The following is an 18,174-nucleotide window of genomic DNA, read 5'->3' as shown; positions in this document are numbered from 1 at the left end:
TTCGCATTTTGAAGGTCGATCCCAATTAGGCTTAGTGCTTTTTCTTCTTCGGCGGCATCAGATCGGTGATCGTGCCCTCGAACATCTCGGCCGCGAAGTTCACCGTTTCCGACAGGGTCGGGTGCGGGTGGATTGTATGGCCAAGATCGACAGCATCCGCGCCCATCTCTATCGCCAAAGCCACTTCGGCAATCAAGTCGCCCGCGTTGGTGCCGACGATCAGCCCGCCAATGATCCGGTCGTCCTCGGGATCAAAGAGCAGCTTGGTCATGCCTTCGGAGCGACCATTCGACAGCGCCTTGCCCGACGCGGCCCAGGGGAACACGCCCTTTTCGTACTTGATGCCCTTGGCCTTGGCCTCAGTCTCGGTGACACCAGCCCATGCGACCTCTGGGTCGGTATAGGCAACGGACGGGATCAGGCGGGCATCAAAGTGACGGTTCTGACCGGCACAGACCTCTGCCGCAACCTTGCCCTCATGCACCGCCTTATGCGCCAGCATCGGCTGGCCCACGACGTCGCCTATGGCAAAGATATGCGGCACGCCGGTACGTTGCTGTCCGTCCACGGCGATAAAGCCGCGTTCGTCCACGGCAACACCGGCCTTGTCTGCGTCGATCATCTTGCCGTTGGGCTTGCGGCCCACAGCGACCAGAACTTTGTCAAAGATGCCAGCGCTCTCTTCGCCCTTGGCATCCTCGAAGGTGACTTTCAGCCCGTTCTTCTGGGCCTTGACGTCCGTCACCTTGGTTTTGAGCATGATGTTCTCGTACCGCCCCTCGATGCGCTTGTGCAGGGGTTTGACGATGTCCTTGTCGGCACCGGGGATGATCTGGTCCATCAGCTCGACCACGGTAATCTTGGTGCCTAAAGCGTCATAGACGCAGGCCATTTCCAGACCGATGATCCCGCCGCCCAGAACCAGCATCCGTTTCGGGATGTCTTTCAATTCCAGCGCGCCCGTGGAATCGATCACCCGATCATCATCCTGAGGAATGAACGGCAGGTTCACAGGCTCGGACCCGGCGGCAATGATGCACTGATCGAAGCTGACGTTCTTCACACCGTCATCGCCGGTGACCTCGATCATGTTAGGCCCGGTGAACCGACCGTAACCCTGCACGACCTCGACTTTGCGGGCCTTGGAAAGACCCTTCAGCCCGCCGGTCAACTGACCGACAACGCTGTCCTTGAATCCGCGCAATTCGTCCAGATTGATCTTCGGCTTGGTGAAGGAAATGCCATGCGCGCCCATCTCTTCGGCCTCGGTGATGACCTTGGCGACATGCAACAATGCCTTCGACGGGATACAGCCGACGTTCAGGCAAACACCGCCGAGCGTGGGGTATTTTTCGATCAGAATGACCTTCTTGCCCAGATCCGCCGCGCGGAACGCAGCCGTGTAGCCGCCGGGACCAGACCCCAGAACGACAACCTCGGCATGCAGATCGCCCTTGCCGGACGCAGTGCCGGTCGCAGCGACCGATTCCGGTGCCGGACTTGATCCGGCACCTTGCGGCTGCTCCGCCTTCTCCGGGGAGTCGGCAGGTTTTGCGTCATCACCGGCATCGGCCCCTTCGAAGACCATGATCACAGCGCCTTCGGAAACCTTGTCGCCTTCGCTGACCTTGATCTCCTTGACGGTGCCGGCAGCGGGGCTAGGCACCTCCATCGTGGCCTTGTCGCTTTCAATCTCGATCAGCGGATCCTCGGCGGCGACAGTGTCACCGACCGAGACCAGAACGCTGACCACGGGCACATCGGTGAAATCGCCGATATCGGGAACTTTAATGTCCATCTTGCGATCTCCTTACCACATCAACTTGCGCATATCGCCGAGCAGGGTCTTGAGCGTCACGGTGAACCGTGCAGCCAAGGCACCATCGACCGCGCGGTGGTCATAAGACAGCGACAGCGGCTGCATCAGACGCGGCACAAATTCCTCGCCATTCCAGACCGGTGCCATCTTGGACCGAACAAGGCCCAGAATCGCCACTTCAGGCGCGTTGACGATTGGGGTGAAGGATGTACCGCCAATGCCGCCAAGCGACGAGATCGTGAAGGTGGCGCCCTGCATGTCCTTGGACTTCAACTCGCCATCGCGGGCGGCTTTGCTGAGGCTCATCAGCTCTTTCGAGATGTCCACCAGGCCCTTGCGATCGGCATCCTTGATCACCGGAACCATCAGGCCATTGGGCGTATCAGCCGCGAAACCGATATTGTAGAAGTCCTTCTTGATCAGCTTGTCCCCATCAGGATGGATCGAGCTGTTGAATTCCCAATGCTGTTTCAGCGCCGAGACACTTGCCTTGATGACAAAGGACAGAAGCGTGACGCGGTAGCCGTCTTCCTTGGCCTGCGTGTCCATCTCCTTGCGGTACTTGTCCAGCTCGGTGATGTCGGCCTCGTCATTATGCGTCACATGCGGGATGTTCAGCCAGGACCGGTGCAGCGCAGGACCAGAAAGCTTCTTGATCCGGGACATTTCCACGTCTTCGACAGGTCCGAACTTGGAGAAATCCACAGCCGGGATCGGCGGGATACCCATACCGCCCTGCGCACCACCTGCCGCAGCTGCCGCAGGGGCAACAGTGGATTTCAGCGCCTTCATCACGTCTTCGCGCAGGATACGACCCTTGCGGCCTGATCCGTTGACCTTCGTCAGATCGACTTCGACATTGCGCGCAAACGCACGCACGGATGGTGAGGCATGCACCTTGCCAAAGCCTGCATCCGTCACCGGAGCAGCCGCAGGCGCGGCGGCTGGGGCAGATGCCGGCGCAGCAGCCGGAGCAGATGCAGGGGCTTCGGCTTTCGGCTCGTCCTTGGGGGCATCGGCGGCACCGTCACCTTCAAGGATCAGGATCACCGCGCCTTTGGAAACCTTGTCGCCTTCGGCAATCTTGATCTCCTTGACGACGCCTGCGGCGGAGGAAGGAACCTCCATCGTCGCCTTGTCAGATTCCAGTTCCACGATCGGGTCTTCCTCGGCGATGGTATCGCCAACGCTGACCAGAACCGTGACCACGGGGACATCGTTAAAATCGCCGATATCGGGTACTTTGACTTCGGTTGTCATATTACTTGTCTCCTCTCGTCCCGCTGGTCACACAAGGCGCGGGTTCGGCTTTTCGCCGTCGATGTCATATTTGCTCAGCGCGGATTTCAGGTCTTTCTCGGACACAACACCCTCGCGGAAAAGATCCACCATGGCAGCGGCGGCGATGTGGTTTGCATCCACCTCGAAGAAGCGCCTCAGGTTCACCCGGCTGTCCGACCGGCCAAAGCCATCGGTGCCCAGAACGGTGAACCGGCCCGGCACACAGGCGCGGATCTGCTCGGCGTAGTTCTTCATATAGTCAGTGGCCGCAATGATCGGCCCCTTGACCCCGTCCAGAACCTTGGCGGCATAAGCCTGCTTTGGCTCCGACAGCGGGTTCAGACGGTTCCACCGCGCCACGTCCTGACAATCACGCGCCAGTTCGTTCAGGCTGGTGGCCGACCACAGATCAGCGGTCACGCCGAAATCTTCCTTCAGCATCTCTGCCGCCTTCATCGCCTGCACGAGTATCGTGCCGGAGCCGAGCAGGTTGACGTGCTTCTTGCCCGGACGCGCGGTTTTCTTCATCCGGTAGAGGCCCTTGATGATGCCCTCTTCGACACCCATCGGCATTTCGGGATGTTGATAGTTCTCGTTCATCAGCGTCAGGTAGAAATAGACATCTTCCTGATCCTGATACATCCGCTTCAGCCCGTGCTGGACGATGACGGCAACCTCATAACTGAAGGTCGGGTCATAGCTGATACAGTTGGGGATCGTGTTCGCAAGGACATGGCTGTGACCATCCTGGTGTTGCAATCCCTCGCCGTTCAGCGTGGTCCGTCCGGCGGTGCCGCCCAGCATGAAGCCGCGCGCGCGACTGTCGCCCGCCGCCCAAGCCAGATCACCAACCCGCTGGAACCCGAACATCGAGTAGTAGATGTAGAACGGAATCATCGGAACGCCGTGGTTGCTGTAGGCCGTCGCGGCGGCGATCCAGTCAGCCATGGCTCCGGCCTCGTTGATGCCTTCCTGAAGCACCTGGCCGTCCTTGGATTCCTTGTAATACATCATCTGGTCGGCGTCCTGGGGCGTATAGTTCTGCCCCAGCGGGTTGTAGATCCCGGCGCTGCGGAACAGCCCCTCCATGCCGAATGTGCGCGACTCATCCGGTACGATCGGCACAACCTGTTTGCCGATCTTCTTGTCGCGCAGAAGCGTCGTCAAGATGCGCACGAAGGCCATCGTGGTCGAGATTTCGCGGTCGCCCGTGCTTTCCAGCTGCGCCTTGAACTTGTCGAGACCGGGAATTTCAAGGCTTGGCACATCGCGCCAGTGACGTTTGGGGAATTCACCGCCAAGCTCTGTGCGACGCTCGGTCAGATAGGCCTTTTGCGCGTTATTGAGGCTGACAAAAGGTGCCTTGGGCAAGTCTTCGTCCGATACCGGGATCTTGAAGCGGTCACGGAAAGCGCGAAGCTGATCCTCGACCATCTTCTTTTGCTGGTGCGAGGTGTTTTGCCCCTCACCGGCCGTACCCATACCGTAGCCCTTGATCGTCTTGACCAGCAGGCAGGTTGGCTGCCCCTTGGTTTCCGTCGCGCGCTTGAAGGCCGTGTAGACCTTCTGCGGGTCGTGACCACCACGGCGCAGCGACCAGATCTGTTCGTCGGTCCAGTCTTCGACCAGCGCGGCAGTTTCCGGGTATTTGCCAAAGAAATGCTCGCGGATATAGGCACCATCCTTCGATTTGAAGGTCTGATAGTCGCCATCCACGGTCTCGTCCATCAACTGACGCAGACGACCGGAGACGTCTTTTTCCAGCAACTCGTCCCAGCCTTTGCCCCAGAGCAGTTTGATGACGTTCCAACCGGACCCGCGGAAGTTGCCCTCCAGCTCCTGCACGATCTTGCCGTTGCCGCGTACCGGGCCATCAAGGCGTTGCAGGTTGCAGTTGACCACGAAGATCAGATTGTCCAACCCTTCGCGGGCAGCGAGGCTGATCGCACCCAGCGATTCTGGCTCGTCCATCTCGCCATCGCCGAGGAAACACCAGACCTTGCGGTCGGCCATGTCGATATGGCCGCGGTTGTGCATGTATTTCATGAACCGGGCCTGATAGATCGCCATCAACGGGCCAAGACCCATGCTGACAGTCGGGAACTGCCAGTAATCCGGCATCAGCCAAGGGTGCGGATAGGACGACAGGCCCTTGCCGTTCACCTCAGAGCGGAAGTTTTCCAACTGCTCTTCGGTAATGCGGCCTTCCATGAAGCTGCGCGCGTAGATGCCCGGAATCACATGGCCCTGAAAGAAAACCAGGTCGCCGCCGTGGATCGCCGATTTTGCCCGCCAGAAGTGGTTCAGCCCGATGTCGTACATCGCGGCCGAAGAGGCAAAGCTGGCGATATGCCCGCCATATTCGCTGCTTTCCTTGTTGCGGCGCACAACCGTCGCCATGGCATTCCAGCGGTTGATCGTCCGGATCCGCCACTCCATTTCCTGGTCGCCCGGCATTTCGAGCTGGTCGTCCATACCGATCGTATTCTGATATGGTGTCGTGGAGGAAAACGGCAGCATCGCGCCTGCGGCACGCGCCTGGCTTACAGCCTTGTCCAACAGGTAATGCGCACGATCGGCACCGTCCCGCTGTATCACATCCTCTATGGCATCCTGCCATTCCTGGCTTTCGATCGGATCAAGATCTTTCTGATGTTCGGTCATGCATCCTCTTCCCTAGGTCCCGGCAACAACGTTGCCGATATTTTCGTTTAGCATTAAACCATTTTCTCCAACAGCGACTTTTCCTGTTGGGTAAAAACTGCACGTCGGGTAGCACAGGCATGGTGTCCGTAAAAAGATGGGCTGACGCATATCCTCCTTGCACGCGACGCATAGCTTAATGTTTAAAGCTAAACATTTGCCTTCCGCCACGTTCACTGCGTCCAGAAATTTCATTCTGTTTCCCATGCACTGTCTTGAAAGTTGACAGATATGGGCAATTCGTCAACCGGAGAATTAAATCGCGGGTACGCAATCGATTGCGCGTAGCGCATTGCACATTGAGCCGAAGGCCGGCTTATCGGGGCCCGATGGGCCTGACTGGACTATTCCGCGGAAACGGGTACGATTTCGGATGGCTCGACCGGATCGCCGGCCAACTCCTCAAAATCGAAGTTGTCCAGCCGCCGGGCGCGTCGGCTTGCCTTGTCGGCGCTTATCTTGATCTCCGAGACGTCCTTGGATGCCTGATTGAAATGCCGGTCGAGATTTTCAACCCGCGTTCCCAACCGTTCCACATCCGCGAAAAGCAGTCCCAGTTCTTTTCGGATGGCGCCCGCCTGTTCGCGCATCCGGGCATCTTTCAGGATCGCACGCATCGTGTTCAGCGTCGCCATGCAGGTCGTCGGCGAGACAATCCAGACCCGCGCGTCGAAACCGGCACGCACCAGTTCCGGGAAATTGGAATGGAGTTCCGCATAGACAGCCTCTGACGGCAGGAACATCAGTGCGCCGTCGGCCGTTTCGCCCTCGATGATGTAACGTTCGGATATATCGCGGATGTGTTTGCGCACGGACAGCCGCAAGGACTGCGCCGCACGGGCAAGTTGTTCTTTCGTCTCCGCCCGGCGCAGGGCCTCGTACGCCTCCAGCGGGAATTTGCTGTCCACGCAGATCGGCCCCGGCGGATTGGGCAGATGGATCAGACAATCCACGCGCCGCCCGTTGGATAGGGTCGATTGCAGGCTGTAGCTGTCGGAAGGCAGCGCTTTGCTGACAATATCATTCAACTGGATTTCGCCGAACGCCCCGCGCGTCTGCTTGTTCGACAGAATATCCTGCAAGGACAGCACATCGCCTGACAGTTTGGTGATGTTGTCCTGCGCCTTGTCGATGGCCGTCAACCGCTGTTGCAGATCGCCCAGGCTTTGCGCCGTCCGCCGGGCCGATCCGTGCAGGTTCTCGTTCATCTTTTCCTGCACGTCGGCCAGCCGCTGCTCCATCAATTGCAGCATCTTGGTCTGCTGAGTCGCCTGCGCCTCGGACACATGATGCAAACCGCCCGCCAGTCGTTCCTGCCCGTCCCCCAGCGCCTGCACACGCCCGCCAAGCTGGCTTAGCTGCATTTCCAGCGGCTGCGCCATCTGCGCCGACCGACCCGCCGCCCGCATCGTCACGACCAGCATGAAAAGGATCAGCGACACCACCGCTGCGCCAGCCAATGCGGCCAGCACCACGGGATCGTTCAGGCCATAGGTTTGCCCGTTCAGCGTGATCATGTGCGCCCGAAAAGCCGTTCAATATCGGCCAGCTTCAACTCGACATAGGTTGGACGGCCATGGTTGCATTGTCCGGAATGCGGCGTGGTCTCCATTTCCCGCAGAAGCGCGTTCATTTCTTCACCGCGCATACGGCGACCAGAGCGGATCGAGCCATGACAGGCGACGCGGCTGAGAATCGCTTCGATCTTTTCCTGCACCAAACCGCTGGACCCCTGATCGGAAAGTTCGTCCAAAATGTCGAGCACCAGCGCCTTCGCGTTTACGTCGCCAAGGATCGCGGGGGTTTCACGCACCGCCACCGCACCGCCGCCGAACGGTTCCAAGGTCAGCCCCATGCGGCCTAGATCGTCGGCCACGGCCAGCAGGCGACCGGCATCGTCAGACGACAGATCCACGACTTCGGGGATCAGCAAGGCCTGGGCGGCGACGCCGTTTTCCGCCATCTGCCGCTTCAGTCTTTCATAGACAAGCCGTTCATGTGCGGCGTGCTGGTCAACAATCACCATGCCGTCGGCGGTCTGGGCGATGATGTAGTTTTCGTGGACCTGACCGCGCGCCGCACCAAGGGGCAGCGCCTCTGTCTGCTGGACAGACGCTTCTTCGGGTTCCTCCACCGTTTCAACCCGCGCGGACCAATTGTCACGCAATTCGGCAAAGCCCGGTGCCTGCGTCTGATAGGCTGCGGCCCGTGCGCCCGCCGAGGGCCGATCCATTTGGTAGACACGCGGTGCCGTCGGTTCGGGGCGCATCGCGCCTAGCGTTGCCCCGGCCACGGTCGTAGAGGCACGGTGTCCGGCCTCGGCCAGCGCGTGGCGCAGCGCCGACACGATCAGCCCGCGCACCAGACCGGGATCGCGAAACCGAACCTCTGACTTGGCGGGATGCACGTTGACGTCCACCTTATGCGGGTCGCAGTCGATGAACAGCGCCGCCGCCGGATGCCGGTCGCGGCTGAGGAAATCCTGATAGGCCCCGCGCAACGCCCCGATCAGCAGCTTGTCACGGACGGGACGGCCGTTGACGAAAAGATACTGCGCTACGGATGATCCGCGCGAATAGGTTGGCAGCGCGGCATAGCCGGTCAGGCGAAACCCTTCGCGTTCGGCATCCACGGCCAGCGCGTTTTCGATGAATTCGCGCCCCATCACCTGACCAAGACGGCCGCGCAATGCGTCGAACAGATCGCCGCTCTGCGGATCGGCACGGAAGGTCACGCGGTCGCCACCGCCGGTCACATCGCGCAAGGTGAAGCCAACCGAAGGTTCGGCCATCGCCAGCCGTTTGATCACATCACCGATGGCCTGCGCTTCGGCGCGGTCGGTGCGCATGAACTTCAGCCGTGCCGGTGTGGCATAGAACAGATCCCGCAACGCCACGACGCTGCCACGGTTCAGGGCGGCCGGCTTCACACCTGACGCCTGACCGCCAACGACAGAGATTTCGGCAGCTTCTGCGCCCTCGGCCCGGCTGGTGATCGTCAGACGCCCGACCGCGCCAAGCGATGGCAGCGCCTCACCCCGAAAACCGAAGGAATGGATGTTCAGCAGGTCCGACCCGTCGATTTTGGATGTCGCGTGACGCGACAGCGCCACTGGCAATTCGGCAGCGGTCATGCCGCAGCCGTCATCCGCTACACGGATCAGGGTCTTGCCGCCATCCGCCTGCGCGATGTCAATGCGCCGCGCGCCCGCGTCGATGGCGTTTTCGACCAGTTCCTTGACCGCAGAGGCGGGACGTTCCACGACCTCGCCCGCCGCGATACGGTTGATGGCAGACTCGTCTAACTGTCGAATAACAGGGCGGATATTGGGGTTGTGCGTATTCATGCCACTAGTCCTAGCATGCACGCGGTGATTCTGAAACGGCGGATCACCACCCGATCGTATGGCTCAAAACAGCAAAAGTCCGGGCGCGAACGCCCGGACACTTAGCTTTCAGAACTGATTGGGAGAAGTAAATCAGCCCTTGGAGAATTCGGGATAGGCCTCCATCCCCAGTTCGGCCATGTCGAGCCCGTTGATCTCGTCTTCTTCGCTGACACGGATGCCCAAGGCAGCTTTCAGGATCATCCACACGATCAGCGACGCCCCGAAGGTGAATATCCCGTAGGCGACGATACCGACGACCTGGGTGACGATATTCGCATCGCCGTTGTAGAACACGACTGCGATCGTGCCCCAGATACCTGCGAACAGGTGGACCGGCACGGCACCAACCACGTCGTCGATCTTGAACTTGTCGAGCATCGGCACAGCGAAAACCACGATCACACCACCAATTGCACCGATCCACAGCGCCCCGAACAGGGACGGCGCGAGCGGTTCCGCAGTGATGGAAACCAGGCCCGCCAAGGCACCGTTCAGAACCATGGTGAGGTCAGGCTTCTTGTACAGCACTTGCGTCAGGATCAGCGTGGTGACTGCACCGGCGGCAGCAGCCATGTTGGTGTTGGCGAAAATGCGCGATACATCAGAGACGTCACCCACGGTGCCCATTGCCAGCTGCGAGCCGCCATTGAAGCCGAACCAACCCAGCCACAGGATGAATGTACCCAGAGTGGCCAGCGCAAGGTTGGAACCCGGAAGCGGTGTGACCCGGCCATCCTTGGCATATTTGCCGATACGGGGACCAAGAACGATGGCCCCTGCCAGAGCAGCCCAGCCGCCGACAGAATGCACAACGGTGGAACCGGCAAAGTCAGAGAAGCCCATCTCGGACAACCAGCCGCCGCCCCACTGCCAGGAACCGGAAATCGGGTACATGACGCCGGTCAGCAGAATGACGAACACCAGAAACGGCCAAAGTTTGATACGCTCGGCCAAGGCACCCGATACGATCGACGCGGTTGCCGCAACGAATACCAACTGGAAGAAGAAATCCGAACCGATCGACGCATAGTCCAACGCAGCGTCTGCGGCGGCCACACCGACCGGGTCCAGAGTGGTCGGCACGAAGAGCGGCCCGACCCAGCCGGGCATGATCCACGCATCACCCGGATACATGAGGTTGAAACCGATCAGCCAGTACATGATCGCAGCGATGGAATAGAGCGCGATATTCTTGGTCATCTGCATGGTGACGTTCTTGGAACGCACTAGCCCACCTTCAAGCATGGCAAAACCAGCGGCCATGAAGAACACTAGAAAGCCTGCCATGCAGAACAGCAGGGTGGTCATGATATACGGGCCGATCTCGTCGAACCCGGGCGCGGCGGCCTCGGCTTCCTGCGCGAGGCCGAGACTGGGCAGCGCAATCAGCGCGGCAGCCGGGGCAAGTGTTTTCAGAAGCTTCATGTATTCGTTTCCCTTTGTCTCGGGCGGCCCTTAAAGGGCGTCCTCGTTCATTTCGCCGGTACGCACGCGCACGGCCTGTTCCACATCCAGTACGAAAATCTTGCCGTCGCCGATCTTGCGGGTCTGTGCGGTTCTGGTGATGGTCTCGACCACCTGATCGACCATTGCCGCCGCGACGACGATTTCGAGCTTGATCTTGGGCACGAAGTTCACCGCGTATTCCGCCCCACGATAGATTTCCGTGTGCCCCGACTGTGCGCCAAAGCCTTTGATTTCGTTCACCATCATGCCGCGCACCCCGATAGAGGTCAGCGCCTCGCGGACCTCCTCCAGCTTGAACGGCTTGATCGTTGCAATGATGAGTTTCACCCGTTTCCCTTTCGGTTATCGGGGCAGAACCCCGTCTTTGCATTTGCAGAAGGGCGGATGGAGCATGGGATTTGAAAGAATGTGCCGTGATGGCCGCGTTAAATTTCGCAATATATGCGTAATTTTTAGGCGCATATCCTCAAATGCCTACTTTTTGCGCGCCATTGAAATGTGATGAGCGTCGGGTTTGCAGTCAACATTGCGGACGGATAGGGGTAATGTGGCCGAAAACAACAATGCCGGGCAGAGCAAGTAATGAGTGATTCAGGCAAGGGACGCGGACGTCTTGTGGCGGACCGCCGCTATTCAAAGTCACGGGCACCCGCCAAGGCGGGCAAGAAACCCGTGCGCCGCAAGACTGCATCGAAAAAGACCGTCAGAAAACGGACGTCCACCCGCCGTCGCAATCCGATTGTCGCTTTTGTCATCGGCATATTCGCCTGGATATGGCGTCTGTTCTGGCGATTGACCTTCCGCATCGGGATTGTGGTGGTGCTTCTGCTGGCGCTGTCCGTAGGCTATTTCTACACGCAGCTGCCCGACATCGACGCGCTGCTGGATGGGCGGGCACGGGGCTCTGTCACTTTGATGGACCGCAACGGGGACGTCTTTGCATGGCGCGGCGACCAATTCGGCGGGGTTGTGACCGCCGACAGCGTGTCGCCGCATCTCAAGAATGCCGTCGTCGCGACCGAGGACAAGCGGTTCTACTGGCATCCGGGCATCGACCCGCGCGGCATTGCCGGTGCCGTCCGCATCAACCTGAGCGAGGGTCGTGGACCGCTTTCCGGGCATGGCGGATCCACCCTGTCGCAGCAGACCGCCAAATTGCTGTGTCTCGGCGTCGAATACGATTCCACCCAATGGAAGGACGAGGCCGAATATGTGCAGGATTGCCGTCGCGGATCGCTGACGCGCAAGCTCAAGGAAGCAATCTACGCGCTGGCGATGGAGGTCAAGTTCACCAAGGACGAGATCCTGTCGATCTACCTCAACCGTGCCTATCTGGGCGGTGGTGCCTACGGGGCCGAAGCCGCCGCACAGCGGTATTTCGGCAAGCCCGCCTCGGCGCTGAACGCGTCCGAAGCAGCGATGATCGCGGGTCTTTTGACCGCCCCCACCACGCTGTCGCCGACAAACAACCTTGAACGGTCGCAAAACCGCGCAGGCGTCGTGCTAGGCCTCATGCAGGAACAAGGCTACCTGACCCCGGAAGAGGCGGACCGCGCCCGCGCCAACCCTGCGGTCCTGTCCGAAGCCGCAGAAGCCAAGGCCGGTGGCTATTTTGCCGACTGGGTGATGGATTCCGGACCGGAGTTCTTTACCCGCAAGACGTCCGAAGATGTCATTATCCGCACCACGCTGGACCAGCGCCTGCAAAAAGCCGCGGAGGATGCGATGGTCGCTATTTTCTCCGAAAAGGTGCGCGAAGGATCCAAGGCGCAGGCGGCGATCGTGGTCATGTCCTCGGACGGGGCGGTGCGTGCCATGGTCGGTGGCCGCAAGATCCGTGTCACAGGTGCCTTCAACCGCGCAACACAGGCGCTGCGGCAGGTCGGATCCGCCTTCAAACCCTTCATCTATGCGACCGCTCTGGAATTGGGCTATAGCCCATACGACACGGTCGTGGACGAGCCTTTGACCCTTGATATTCCCGGCTCCGGCAAATGGTCGCCGCAGAATTACACGAAAACCTTCAAGGGCCGCGTGACACTGATCGAAGCGCTGAAAAATTCGCTCAATATCCCCGCTGTGAAGATCTCGGAAAGCGTCGGGCGCGATCTGGTGATCCGCGTGGCCGAGGATTTTGGTTTCGGCAACAATATCGCCAACACTCCGGCCATGGCGCTTGGGTCATCGGAATCCACCTTGCTGGAAATGACCGGTGCCTATGCGGGCATCCTGAACGGCGGATCGTCGGTGACGCCGTACGGCTTGGTTGAATTGCGCCTGCAAGGCGAGACCGAGACGCTGATGGACAGCGGCGGCGGCATTGGTGAGCGTGTGATCCGCGAGGATGCGGCCAAGCAGCTGATCTTCATGATGGAAAAGGTCGTCAGCGAAGGCTCTGGGCGGCGCGCCCGTCTTGAGGGGCGGCAGGCTGCTGGCAAGACCGGCACAACCCAGGCGGCGCGCGATGCGTGGTTTGTGGGTTTCACCGCCGATTATGTCGCCGGCGTCTGGATGGGCTATGACGACAACACGCCCCTGACCGGCGTGACCGGTGGCGGTCTGCCCGCCGAGATCTGGCGCGAAACGATGGAGCGTGTCCATGCAGGCCTGCCCGCCCGCCCGCTGCCGATGATCATCCCGGAACCACCCCGCGCCGCACCTGCGCCCCAACCGGCCCCGCAGCCGCAGCAGCAACAGCGTCGACCGACCGTGTTGCAACAGTTGCTCCAGGACCTGCTTGGCGGCAACTAAAGCGGAAGCTTGGCGGATTTTTCGGAATCACAACGCCGCCGGCGGGAAAGTCTGATGGTTGTCCGATGCAGCGGTCCCGCCTGCCTGACGGCCCGACAGAAACAGTCGGGTCGGACGGGCGGCAGCCGCCTCAACCCGATTGCGCGCTGCTTTAACCGGCCCGTTTCAGATCTGCGGTCATGGCGTCAATGTCGCCGCGACGGCGGTCCAGCATCGCCCCGATCTCTGTGCGTTCGGTCAACAACATGTTCACGCCCTCGACCTTCATATTGAAGAACAGGTCGCGTCCTGACCGGTCCGAAACCATGAAATCGATGATGAACGGTGCCTCTCCGCGCAGAAAGGCCGTCGAGCGGACGACGTGATAGGTTTTCTCGACGAACACGCCTTCAACCTCGATCCGGCCGCCGACAAATTCCCGAAACCGCTTGCCGTATTTCCGCGCGATATAGCCTTTGAATGCATCGGTAAAGCTGCGCATCTGCGCCGCGCTGGCGCTTCGTGCATCGAAACCCAGCGCATAGCGGGCGATCGTCGGAACATCGGCATAGCGATCAAAAATGCGTTCAAATGCGCGGATCATCGCGTTTTCGGATTGGCCAGAGCCGATGACCCGGTTGATTTCGCCCACAAGACTGTCAACCAGTCGCCGCGCACCTGCATCTGTCAATGACAGCGCCGGAACAGGCAGCAGCATCACCCCGGCCGCGAGGCCTCCCAACAGATTGCGGCGATTCATCCTTTCACTGTGAAACATCATCACTCCCGTAAAGCTCTACATAGGGGTCCACGCCACCACCGGGCACGTCCTGACCCAATTCAAATCGACGGTTCTGAAGGTAGATGATTCGGGTCTGTGCGTAGCTGTCCGCGCTATCGTGCAGCACCGAATCCACGGTCGCGCCGTATTGCCGACGCTTGCCTGCCCGCGAGACCAGCTTGGCAACCGTGCCTGAGTATCGTTCTGGCTTGTCCAGAACATAGCCCAGCGGGTTGGTGAACAGATCGACCACCCGACCTGCTGTATCGCGCTCTGTCGACGGGCCGATGATGGGCAACACCTGATAGGCACCCTCGGGCGCACCCCAGACATGCAATGTTTCACCGAAATCGGTCTCGTCCTCGGCGACGCCAAGATCTGACGCAATATCCATCAGCCCAGCAAAGCCCAGCGTCGAGTTCACGGCAAAGCGGAACGTGTTGCGCGTCGCCCCCCCCAGATCGCCCTGCATGACCTGATTGACCACATAACCTGGCGTCGCAAAATTCCCGGCAAAATTGGTCACGTTGTCTTGCACACCATCACGGAACGCGTTGGGCTTGGCCGGGGCGCGTTCTTTTCCGCCGCCGAAAAACCGCTTATCGATGTTCTGGTTGAATTCATGTACCTGTCGGTTCGACGCTTCATGCGGATCATGCATTCCGTCTGGCGCGGCACCCGGCCCCGGCACGGAACATGCGACAAGAAAACCAAGAGCGAAGAGCGGTGAGATGCGAAGAATGTTCATGTGTTAACCCGAGTCTGGAATTCATGACCTGTCTTGCGGTCCTTACTTATGTAGGCTGACCTCATTGCCCAACCGATTCTATTTCACCACAGGCATTTGTGGCAGAATGGCTACATTGACGATAACTTAATGACCTGTGTCGTATCCAACACCTAACCTATTTGTGGACGAGCGGAAACTCGCAGATGACAAGAAATCGAAATGACTCAGGGCTGGAAGAGCTCAAGGCCGCCCGACGCGAGAGCCGCATCTACTATTGGTTCGTGGCGATTTTCAGCTTTTTTGTGAACCTTTTGATGCTGACCGGGCCGATTTACATGCTCCAGACCTATGACCGGGTACTGGGCAGCCGGTCCGTTGCGACGCTGATCGCCCTGTCGGTGCTGGTCGCGTTTCTCTACGGCATGATGGGGATTCTCGATTACACCCGGGGTCGGATCATGGGCCGGGTCGCCGCGCGGTTCCAGTCGCGGCTTGATCTGCGCGTGTTCGACGCCGTTGTGCGGCGCTCTGCGGTGATGCCGGACGAGCTGGCCGCAACCGGGCTGCGCGATCTGGAATCGGTGCAGCGCCTGATGGCCTCTCCGGTTCTGATGGCCGTTTTCGATATTCCCTGGACGCCGTTCTTTCTGGTGGGGATCATGATTTTCCACCCGTGGCTTGGCTATCTCGCCATCGGCGGCGGACTGGTTCTGATCCTTGTCACGGTGGTCAACCAGATGACCACCCGCAATCCGACGATGAAATCGAACATCGCCGTGCATCAGGCCGAGACGATCTCTGACCAGATCCGCAACGAATCCGAGATGGTCCAATCCATGGGCATGCGCGGTGCGGCGTTCCGGCGCTGGCAGGTGGCGCGGGATGCCTCGCTCAAGGGTCAGATCAAATCCGCCGACCTGTTGGGCACGTTCAGCTCGATGACCAAGACGTTCCGTCTGTTCTTGCAGTCGGCGATGCTGGGGCTTGGTGCCTATCTGGTGCTGAAAGGCGAATTGACGCCGGGCGCGATGATCGCGGGGTCGATCCTGATGGGTCGGGCGCTGGCACCCATCGAAATGGCCATCGGGCAATGGCAACTTGTGCAGCGCGCCCGCAAGGGCTGGGACAACCTCGCCCAACTGCTGACAGAAGTCCCGGCCGAAGCGCCGCGCACACAATTGCCGCAGCCGCGTGCGAAACTGGACATCCAGCAGATCACCGTCGTGCCGCCGGGTGAACAACAGGCGTCACTGCGTCTGATCAGCTTCAACGTCAATCCTGGACAGGCCGTGGGCGTCATCGGCCCCTCTGGTGCCGGCAAATCCACGCTGGCACGCGCGCTGACGGGCGTGTGGCGGCCAGCGGGCGGGAAGATCCGGCTCGACGGTGCGACGCTGGATCAATACGGTGCCGACACTCTTGGGCAGCATATTGGCTATCTGCCACAACGCGTGACGTTATTTGATGGCACCATCGCAGAGAATATCGCGCGGCTGTCGATGCAGCCTGACAGTGAAAAGGTCGTCGAGGCCGCCAAGAAAGCCGCCGCACATGAGATGATCCTGAAACTGCCCGATGGCTATGACACCCGTGTTTCCGCGAATGGCGGTCGCCTGTCAGGCGGTCAGATCCAGCGCATCGGTCTGGCCCGTGCGATGTATGGCAACCCGGTGCTTCTGGTGTTGGACGAACCCAACTCCAACCTCGACAATGAAGGCTCTGAAGCGCTGAATTCCGCCATCCGCCAGATGAAGGAACAGGGCAAGGCGGTGCTGATCATGGCGCACCGGCCAGCCGCCATCAAGGAATGCGATATGCTGTTGATGCTGGAGGGCGGCAGCCGCGCGGCCTTTGGACCCAAGGAGGAGGTCTTGAAGGCCATGGTGCAGAACCACCAACAGATCCAGAAGGCCGGGACCGCCGGAGGGGTGCGTTAAATGGAAAAACCTTCGAATGAGTTTCCGCTGAAAGGCCCCATGCTCCTTGGTATCCTTGCACTTGTGGTGTTGGTGGGTGGTTTCGGCTATTGGGCCGCCACGACAGAAATTTCCGGCGCGATCATCGCACCGGGACAAATCGAGGTCGATCAGAACCGTCAGATCGTCCAGCATCCCGATGGTGGTGTGGTCGAGGAAATTCTGGTCGACGAGGGCGACACGGTCGCGGCGGGCGACATTCTGATTCGCCTTGACCCGACCCTGCGTAGATCGGAACTCTCGATTATCGAGGGCCAGCTTTTCGAACTCATGGCACGGCGCGCACGCTTGGACGCCGAGCGGGATGAAAGCGACACATTGGACTTTCCCGAAGAGTTACTGGCACGCGCCGCCGAGGACGAAGAAATCAATGAGTTGGTTCAGGGCCAGCAAAGACTGTTCGACGCCCGGCGAGACTCTATCGCCCGAGAGGTTGAACAGCTTGGCAAACGCCGCGATCAGATCAGCGACCAGATCATCGGCATTGACGCGCAGCAGGACGCGCTGACCGAACAGGTCTCTCTGATCGAAAAGGAACTGGCAGATCAGCAGTCCCTGCTGGACCGCGGTCTGGCGCAGGCAACCCGCGTCCTGTCGCTGCAACGTGAACGCGCGCGACTATCCGGCACTGTCGGAGAACTGACCGCTCAGAAAGCTCAGGCTGCCGGACGGATTACCGAAACAGAGATCGAGATTCTGAAACTTACCACGCGCCGCCGCGAAGAGGCGATCACCACTCTACGGGATCTTGGGTACCGCGAACGCGAGTTGGCCGAGCAGCGACGCGCGCTGGTCGAACAACTGGCACGGATGGAAATCCGGGCACCCGTGTCCGGCGTGATCTACGGCTTGCAGGTCTTCACACCACGTTCGGTGATCCGTGCCGCAGACCCGGTTCTTTATATTGTGCCTCAGGATCGGCCATTGGTGATCGCGGCGCAGGTTGAAACGATCCATATCGACAAGCTGTTCGTCGAGCAGAACGTGTCCCTGCGCTTTTCGGCGCTGGATCAGCGCGAAACACCGGAATTGTTCGGCCGCGTCACGCAGATTTCCGCCGACGCGTTCACCGATGAAAATTCGCGGGCCAGCTATTACCGTGCGGAAATCGTGCTGAGCGAAGGCGAAATCAACCGCCTGCCAAAAGGGACCGTTTTGATCCCGGGCATGCCGGTTGAGGCGTTCATCCGCACAGACGACCGGACCCCGCTGGCCTATCTGGTGAAACCGTTTGCCGATTATTTTGCGAAAGCCTTCCGCGAAAGCTGACCAGCGGCCCAAGCTTGACCTGAATGTGCG

At 60.0% G+C, this 18,174-nt stretch carries 12 protein-coding genes; 3 read left to right on the top strand and 9 right to left on the bottom strand.

Annotation, left to right across the window (positions count from 1 at the left end):
- Positions 1-31: 31 nt before the first annotated feature.
- From lpdA to ACN0WV_RS07065, 7 genes are all read right to left on the bottom strand, one after another.
- The gene (gene lpdA, locus ACN0WV_RS07095) at positions 32-1,798 is read right to left on the bottom strand and encodes a dihydrolipoyl dehydrogenase (RefSeq protein WP_417604641.1); all 1,767 of its coding nucleotides are present in this window, start codon (positions 1,796-1,798) and stop codon (positions 32-34) included.
- 12 nt (positions 1,799-1,810) lie between these two features.
- Entirely contained in the window at positions 1,811-3,079 is a 1,269-nt protein-coding gene (gene aceF, locus ACN0WV_RS07090; RefSeq protein WP_417604639.1) for a dihydrolipoyllysine-residue acetyltransferase, read from the bottom strand.
- Positions 3,080-3,106: 27 nt separating this feature from the next.
- A complete protein-coding gene (gene aceE / locus ACN0WV_RS07085; protein WP_084351292.1) occupies positions 3,107-5,764 on the bottom strand; it encodes a pyruvate dehydrogenase (acetyl-transferring), homodimeric type in 2,658 nt (885 codons plus the stop codon).
- Positions 5,765-6,147: 383 nt separating this feature from the next.
- Positions 6,148-7,320 carry a DNA recombination protein RmuC gene (locus ACN0WV_RS07080; RefSeq protein ID WP_084351290.1) on the bottom strand — a complete coding sequence of 391 codons (1,173 nt, stop codon included), beginning with the start codon at positions 7,318-7,320 and terminating at the stop codon, positions 6,148-6,150.
- Complete coding sequence (gene mutL / locus ACN0WV_RS07075; RefSeq protein ID WP_417604636.1) at positions 7,317-9,149, bottom strand: DNA mismatch repair endonuclease MutL; 1,833 nt, start codon at positions 9,147-9,149, stop codon at positions 7,317-7,319. The genes ACN0WV_RS07080 and mutL overlap by 4 nt, the downstream gene beginning before the upstream one ends.
- Before the next feature lie 132 nt (positions 9,150-9,281).
- Entirely contained in the window at positions 9,282-10,616 is a 1,335-nt protein-coding gene (locus ACN0WV_RS07070; protein ID WP_417604634.1) for an ammonium transporter, read from the bottom strand.
- Between the two features lie 30 nt (positions 10,617-10,646).
- A complete protein-coding gene (locus ACN0WV_RS07065) occupies positions 10,647-10,985 on the bottom strand; it encodes a P-II family nitrogen regulator (RefSeq protein WP_084351282.1) in 339 nt (112 codons plus the stop codon).
- A 255-nt stretch (positions 10,986-11,240) separates the two neighbouring features.
- Between ACN0WV_RS07065 and ACN0WV_RS07060 the strand changes: the two genes are divergently transcribed.
- Entirely contained in the window at positions 11,241-13,409 is a 2,169-nt protein-coding gene (locus ACN0WV_RS07060; RefSeq protein ID WP_417604632.1) for a transglycosylase domain-containing protein, read from the top strand.
- Positions 13,410-13,560: 151 nt separating this feature from the next.
- Here ACN0WV_RS07060 and ACN0WV_RS07055 read toward each other — a convergent pair whose 3' ends face one another.
- Together ACN0WV_RS07055 and ACN0WV_RS07050 are read right to left on the bottom strand one after the other, a co-directional pair.
- Positions 13,561-14,148, bottom strand: a complete 588-nt coding sequence (locus ACN0WV_RS07055) for an MlaC/ttg2D family ABC transporter substrate-binding protein (protein ID WP_417604630.1) — start codon at positions 14,146-14,148, stop codon at positions 13,561-13,563.
- Between the two features lie 4 nt (positions 14,149-14,152).
- The gene (locus ACN0WV_RS07050) at positions 14,153-14,917 is read right to left on the bottom strand and encodes an MlaA family lipoprotein (protein ID WP_417604628.1); all 765 of its coding nucleotides are present in this window, start codon (positions 14,915-14,917) and stop codon (positions 14,153-14,155) included.
- 185 nt (positions 14,918-15,102) lie between these two features.
- Between ACN0WV_RS07050 and ACN0WV_RS07045 the strand changes: the two genes are divergently transcribed.
- Positions 15,103-16,836: a type I secretion system permease/ATPase gene (locus ACN0WV_RS07045; RefSeq protein WP_084351274.1), complete on the top strand. Its 1,734-nt coding sequence runs from the start codon at positions 15,103-15,105 to the stop codon at positions 16,834-16,836.
- Positions 16,837-18,144, top strand: coding sequence for an HlyD family type I secretion periplasmic adaptor subunit (locus tag ACN0WV_RS07040; protein ID WP_084351272.1), 1,308 nt, complete (start codon positions 16,837-16,839; stop codon positions 18,142-18,144). It begins immediately after the preceding gene.
- Positions 18,145-18,174 lie beyond the last annotated feature (30 nt).

The organism is Primorskyibacter flagellatus (genome assembly GCF_048268605.1).
Lineage (GTDB): Bacteria > Pseudomonadota > Alphaproteobacteria > Rhodobacterales > Rhodobacteraceae > Primorskyibacter > Primorskyibacter flagellatus.
Note: the sequence above shows the minus strand (reverse complement) of the source record. Positions and strands in the feature narration are given on the sequence as shown.

What these genes read in the sequence shown, in the direction of transcription:
- lpdA (WP_417604641.1), bottom strand. Translation starts at nt 1,798, where the DNA reads ATGGACATTAAAGTTCCCGATATCGGCGATTTCACCGATGTGCCCGTG.
- aceF (WP_417604639.1), bottom strand. Translation starts at nt 3,079, where the DNA reads ATGACAACCGAAGTCAAAGTACCCGATATCGGCGATTTTAACGATGTC.
- aceE (WP_084351292.1), bottom strand. Translation starts at nt 5,764, where the DNA reads ATGACCGAACATCAGAAAGATCTTGATCCGATCGAAAGCCAGGAATGG.
- ACN0WV_RS07080 (WP_084351290.1), bottom strand. Translation starts at nt 7,320, where the DNA reads ATGATCACGCTGAACGGGCAAACCTATGGCCTGAACGATCCCGTGGTG.
- mutL (WP_417604636.1), bottom strand. Translation starts at nt 9,149, where the DNA reads ATGAATACGCACAACCCCAATATCCGCCCTGTTATTCGACAGTTAGAC.
- ACN0WV_RS07070 (WP_417604634.1), bottom strand. Translation starts at nt 10,616, where the DNA reads ATGAAGCTTCTGAAAACACTTGCCCCGGCTGCCGCGCTGATTGCGCTG.
- ACN0WV_RS07060 (WP_417604632.1), top strand. Translation starts at nt 11,241, where the DNA reads ATGAGTGATTCAGGCAAGGGACGCGGACGTCTTGTGGCGGACCGCCGC.
- ACN0WV_RS07055 (WP_417604630.1), bottom strand. Translation starts at nt 14,148, where the DNA reads ATGAATCGCCGCAATCTGTTGGGAGGCCTCGCGGCCGGGGTGATGCTG.
- ACN0WV_RS07050 (WP_417604628.1), bottom strand. Translation starts at nt 14,917, where the DNA reads ATGAACATTCTTCGCATCTCACCGCTCTTCGCTCTTGGTTTTCTTGTC.
- ACN0WV_RS07045 (WP_084351274.1), top strand. Translation starts at nt 15,103, where the DNA reads ATGACAAGAAATCGAAATGACTCAGGGCTGGAAGAGCTCAAGGCCGCC.
- ACN0WV_RS07040 (WP_084351272.1), top strand. Translation starts at nt 16,837, where the DNA reads ATGGAAAAACCTTCGAATGAGTTTCCGCTGAAAGGCCCCATGCTCCTT.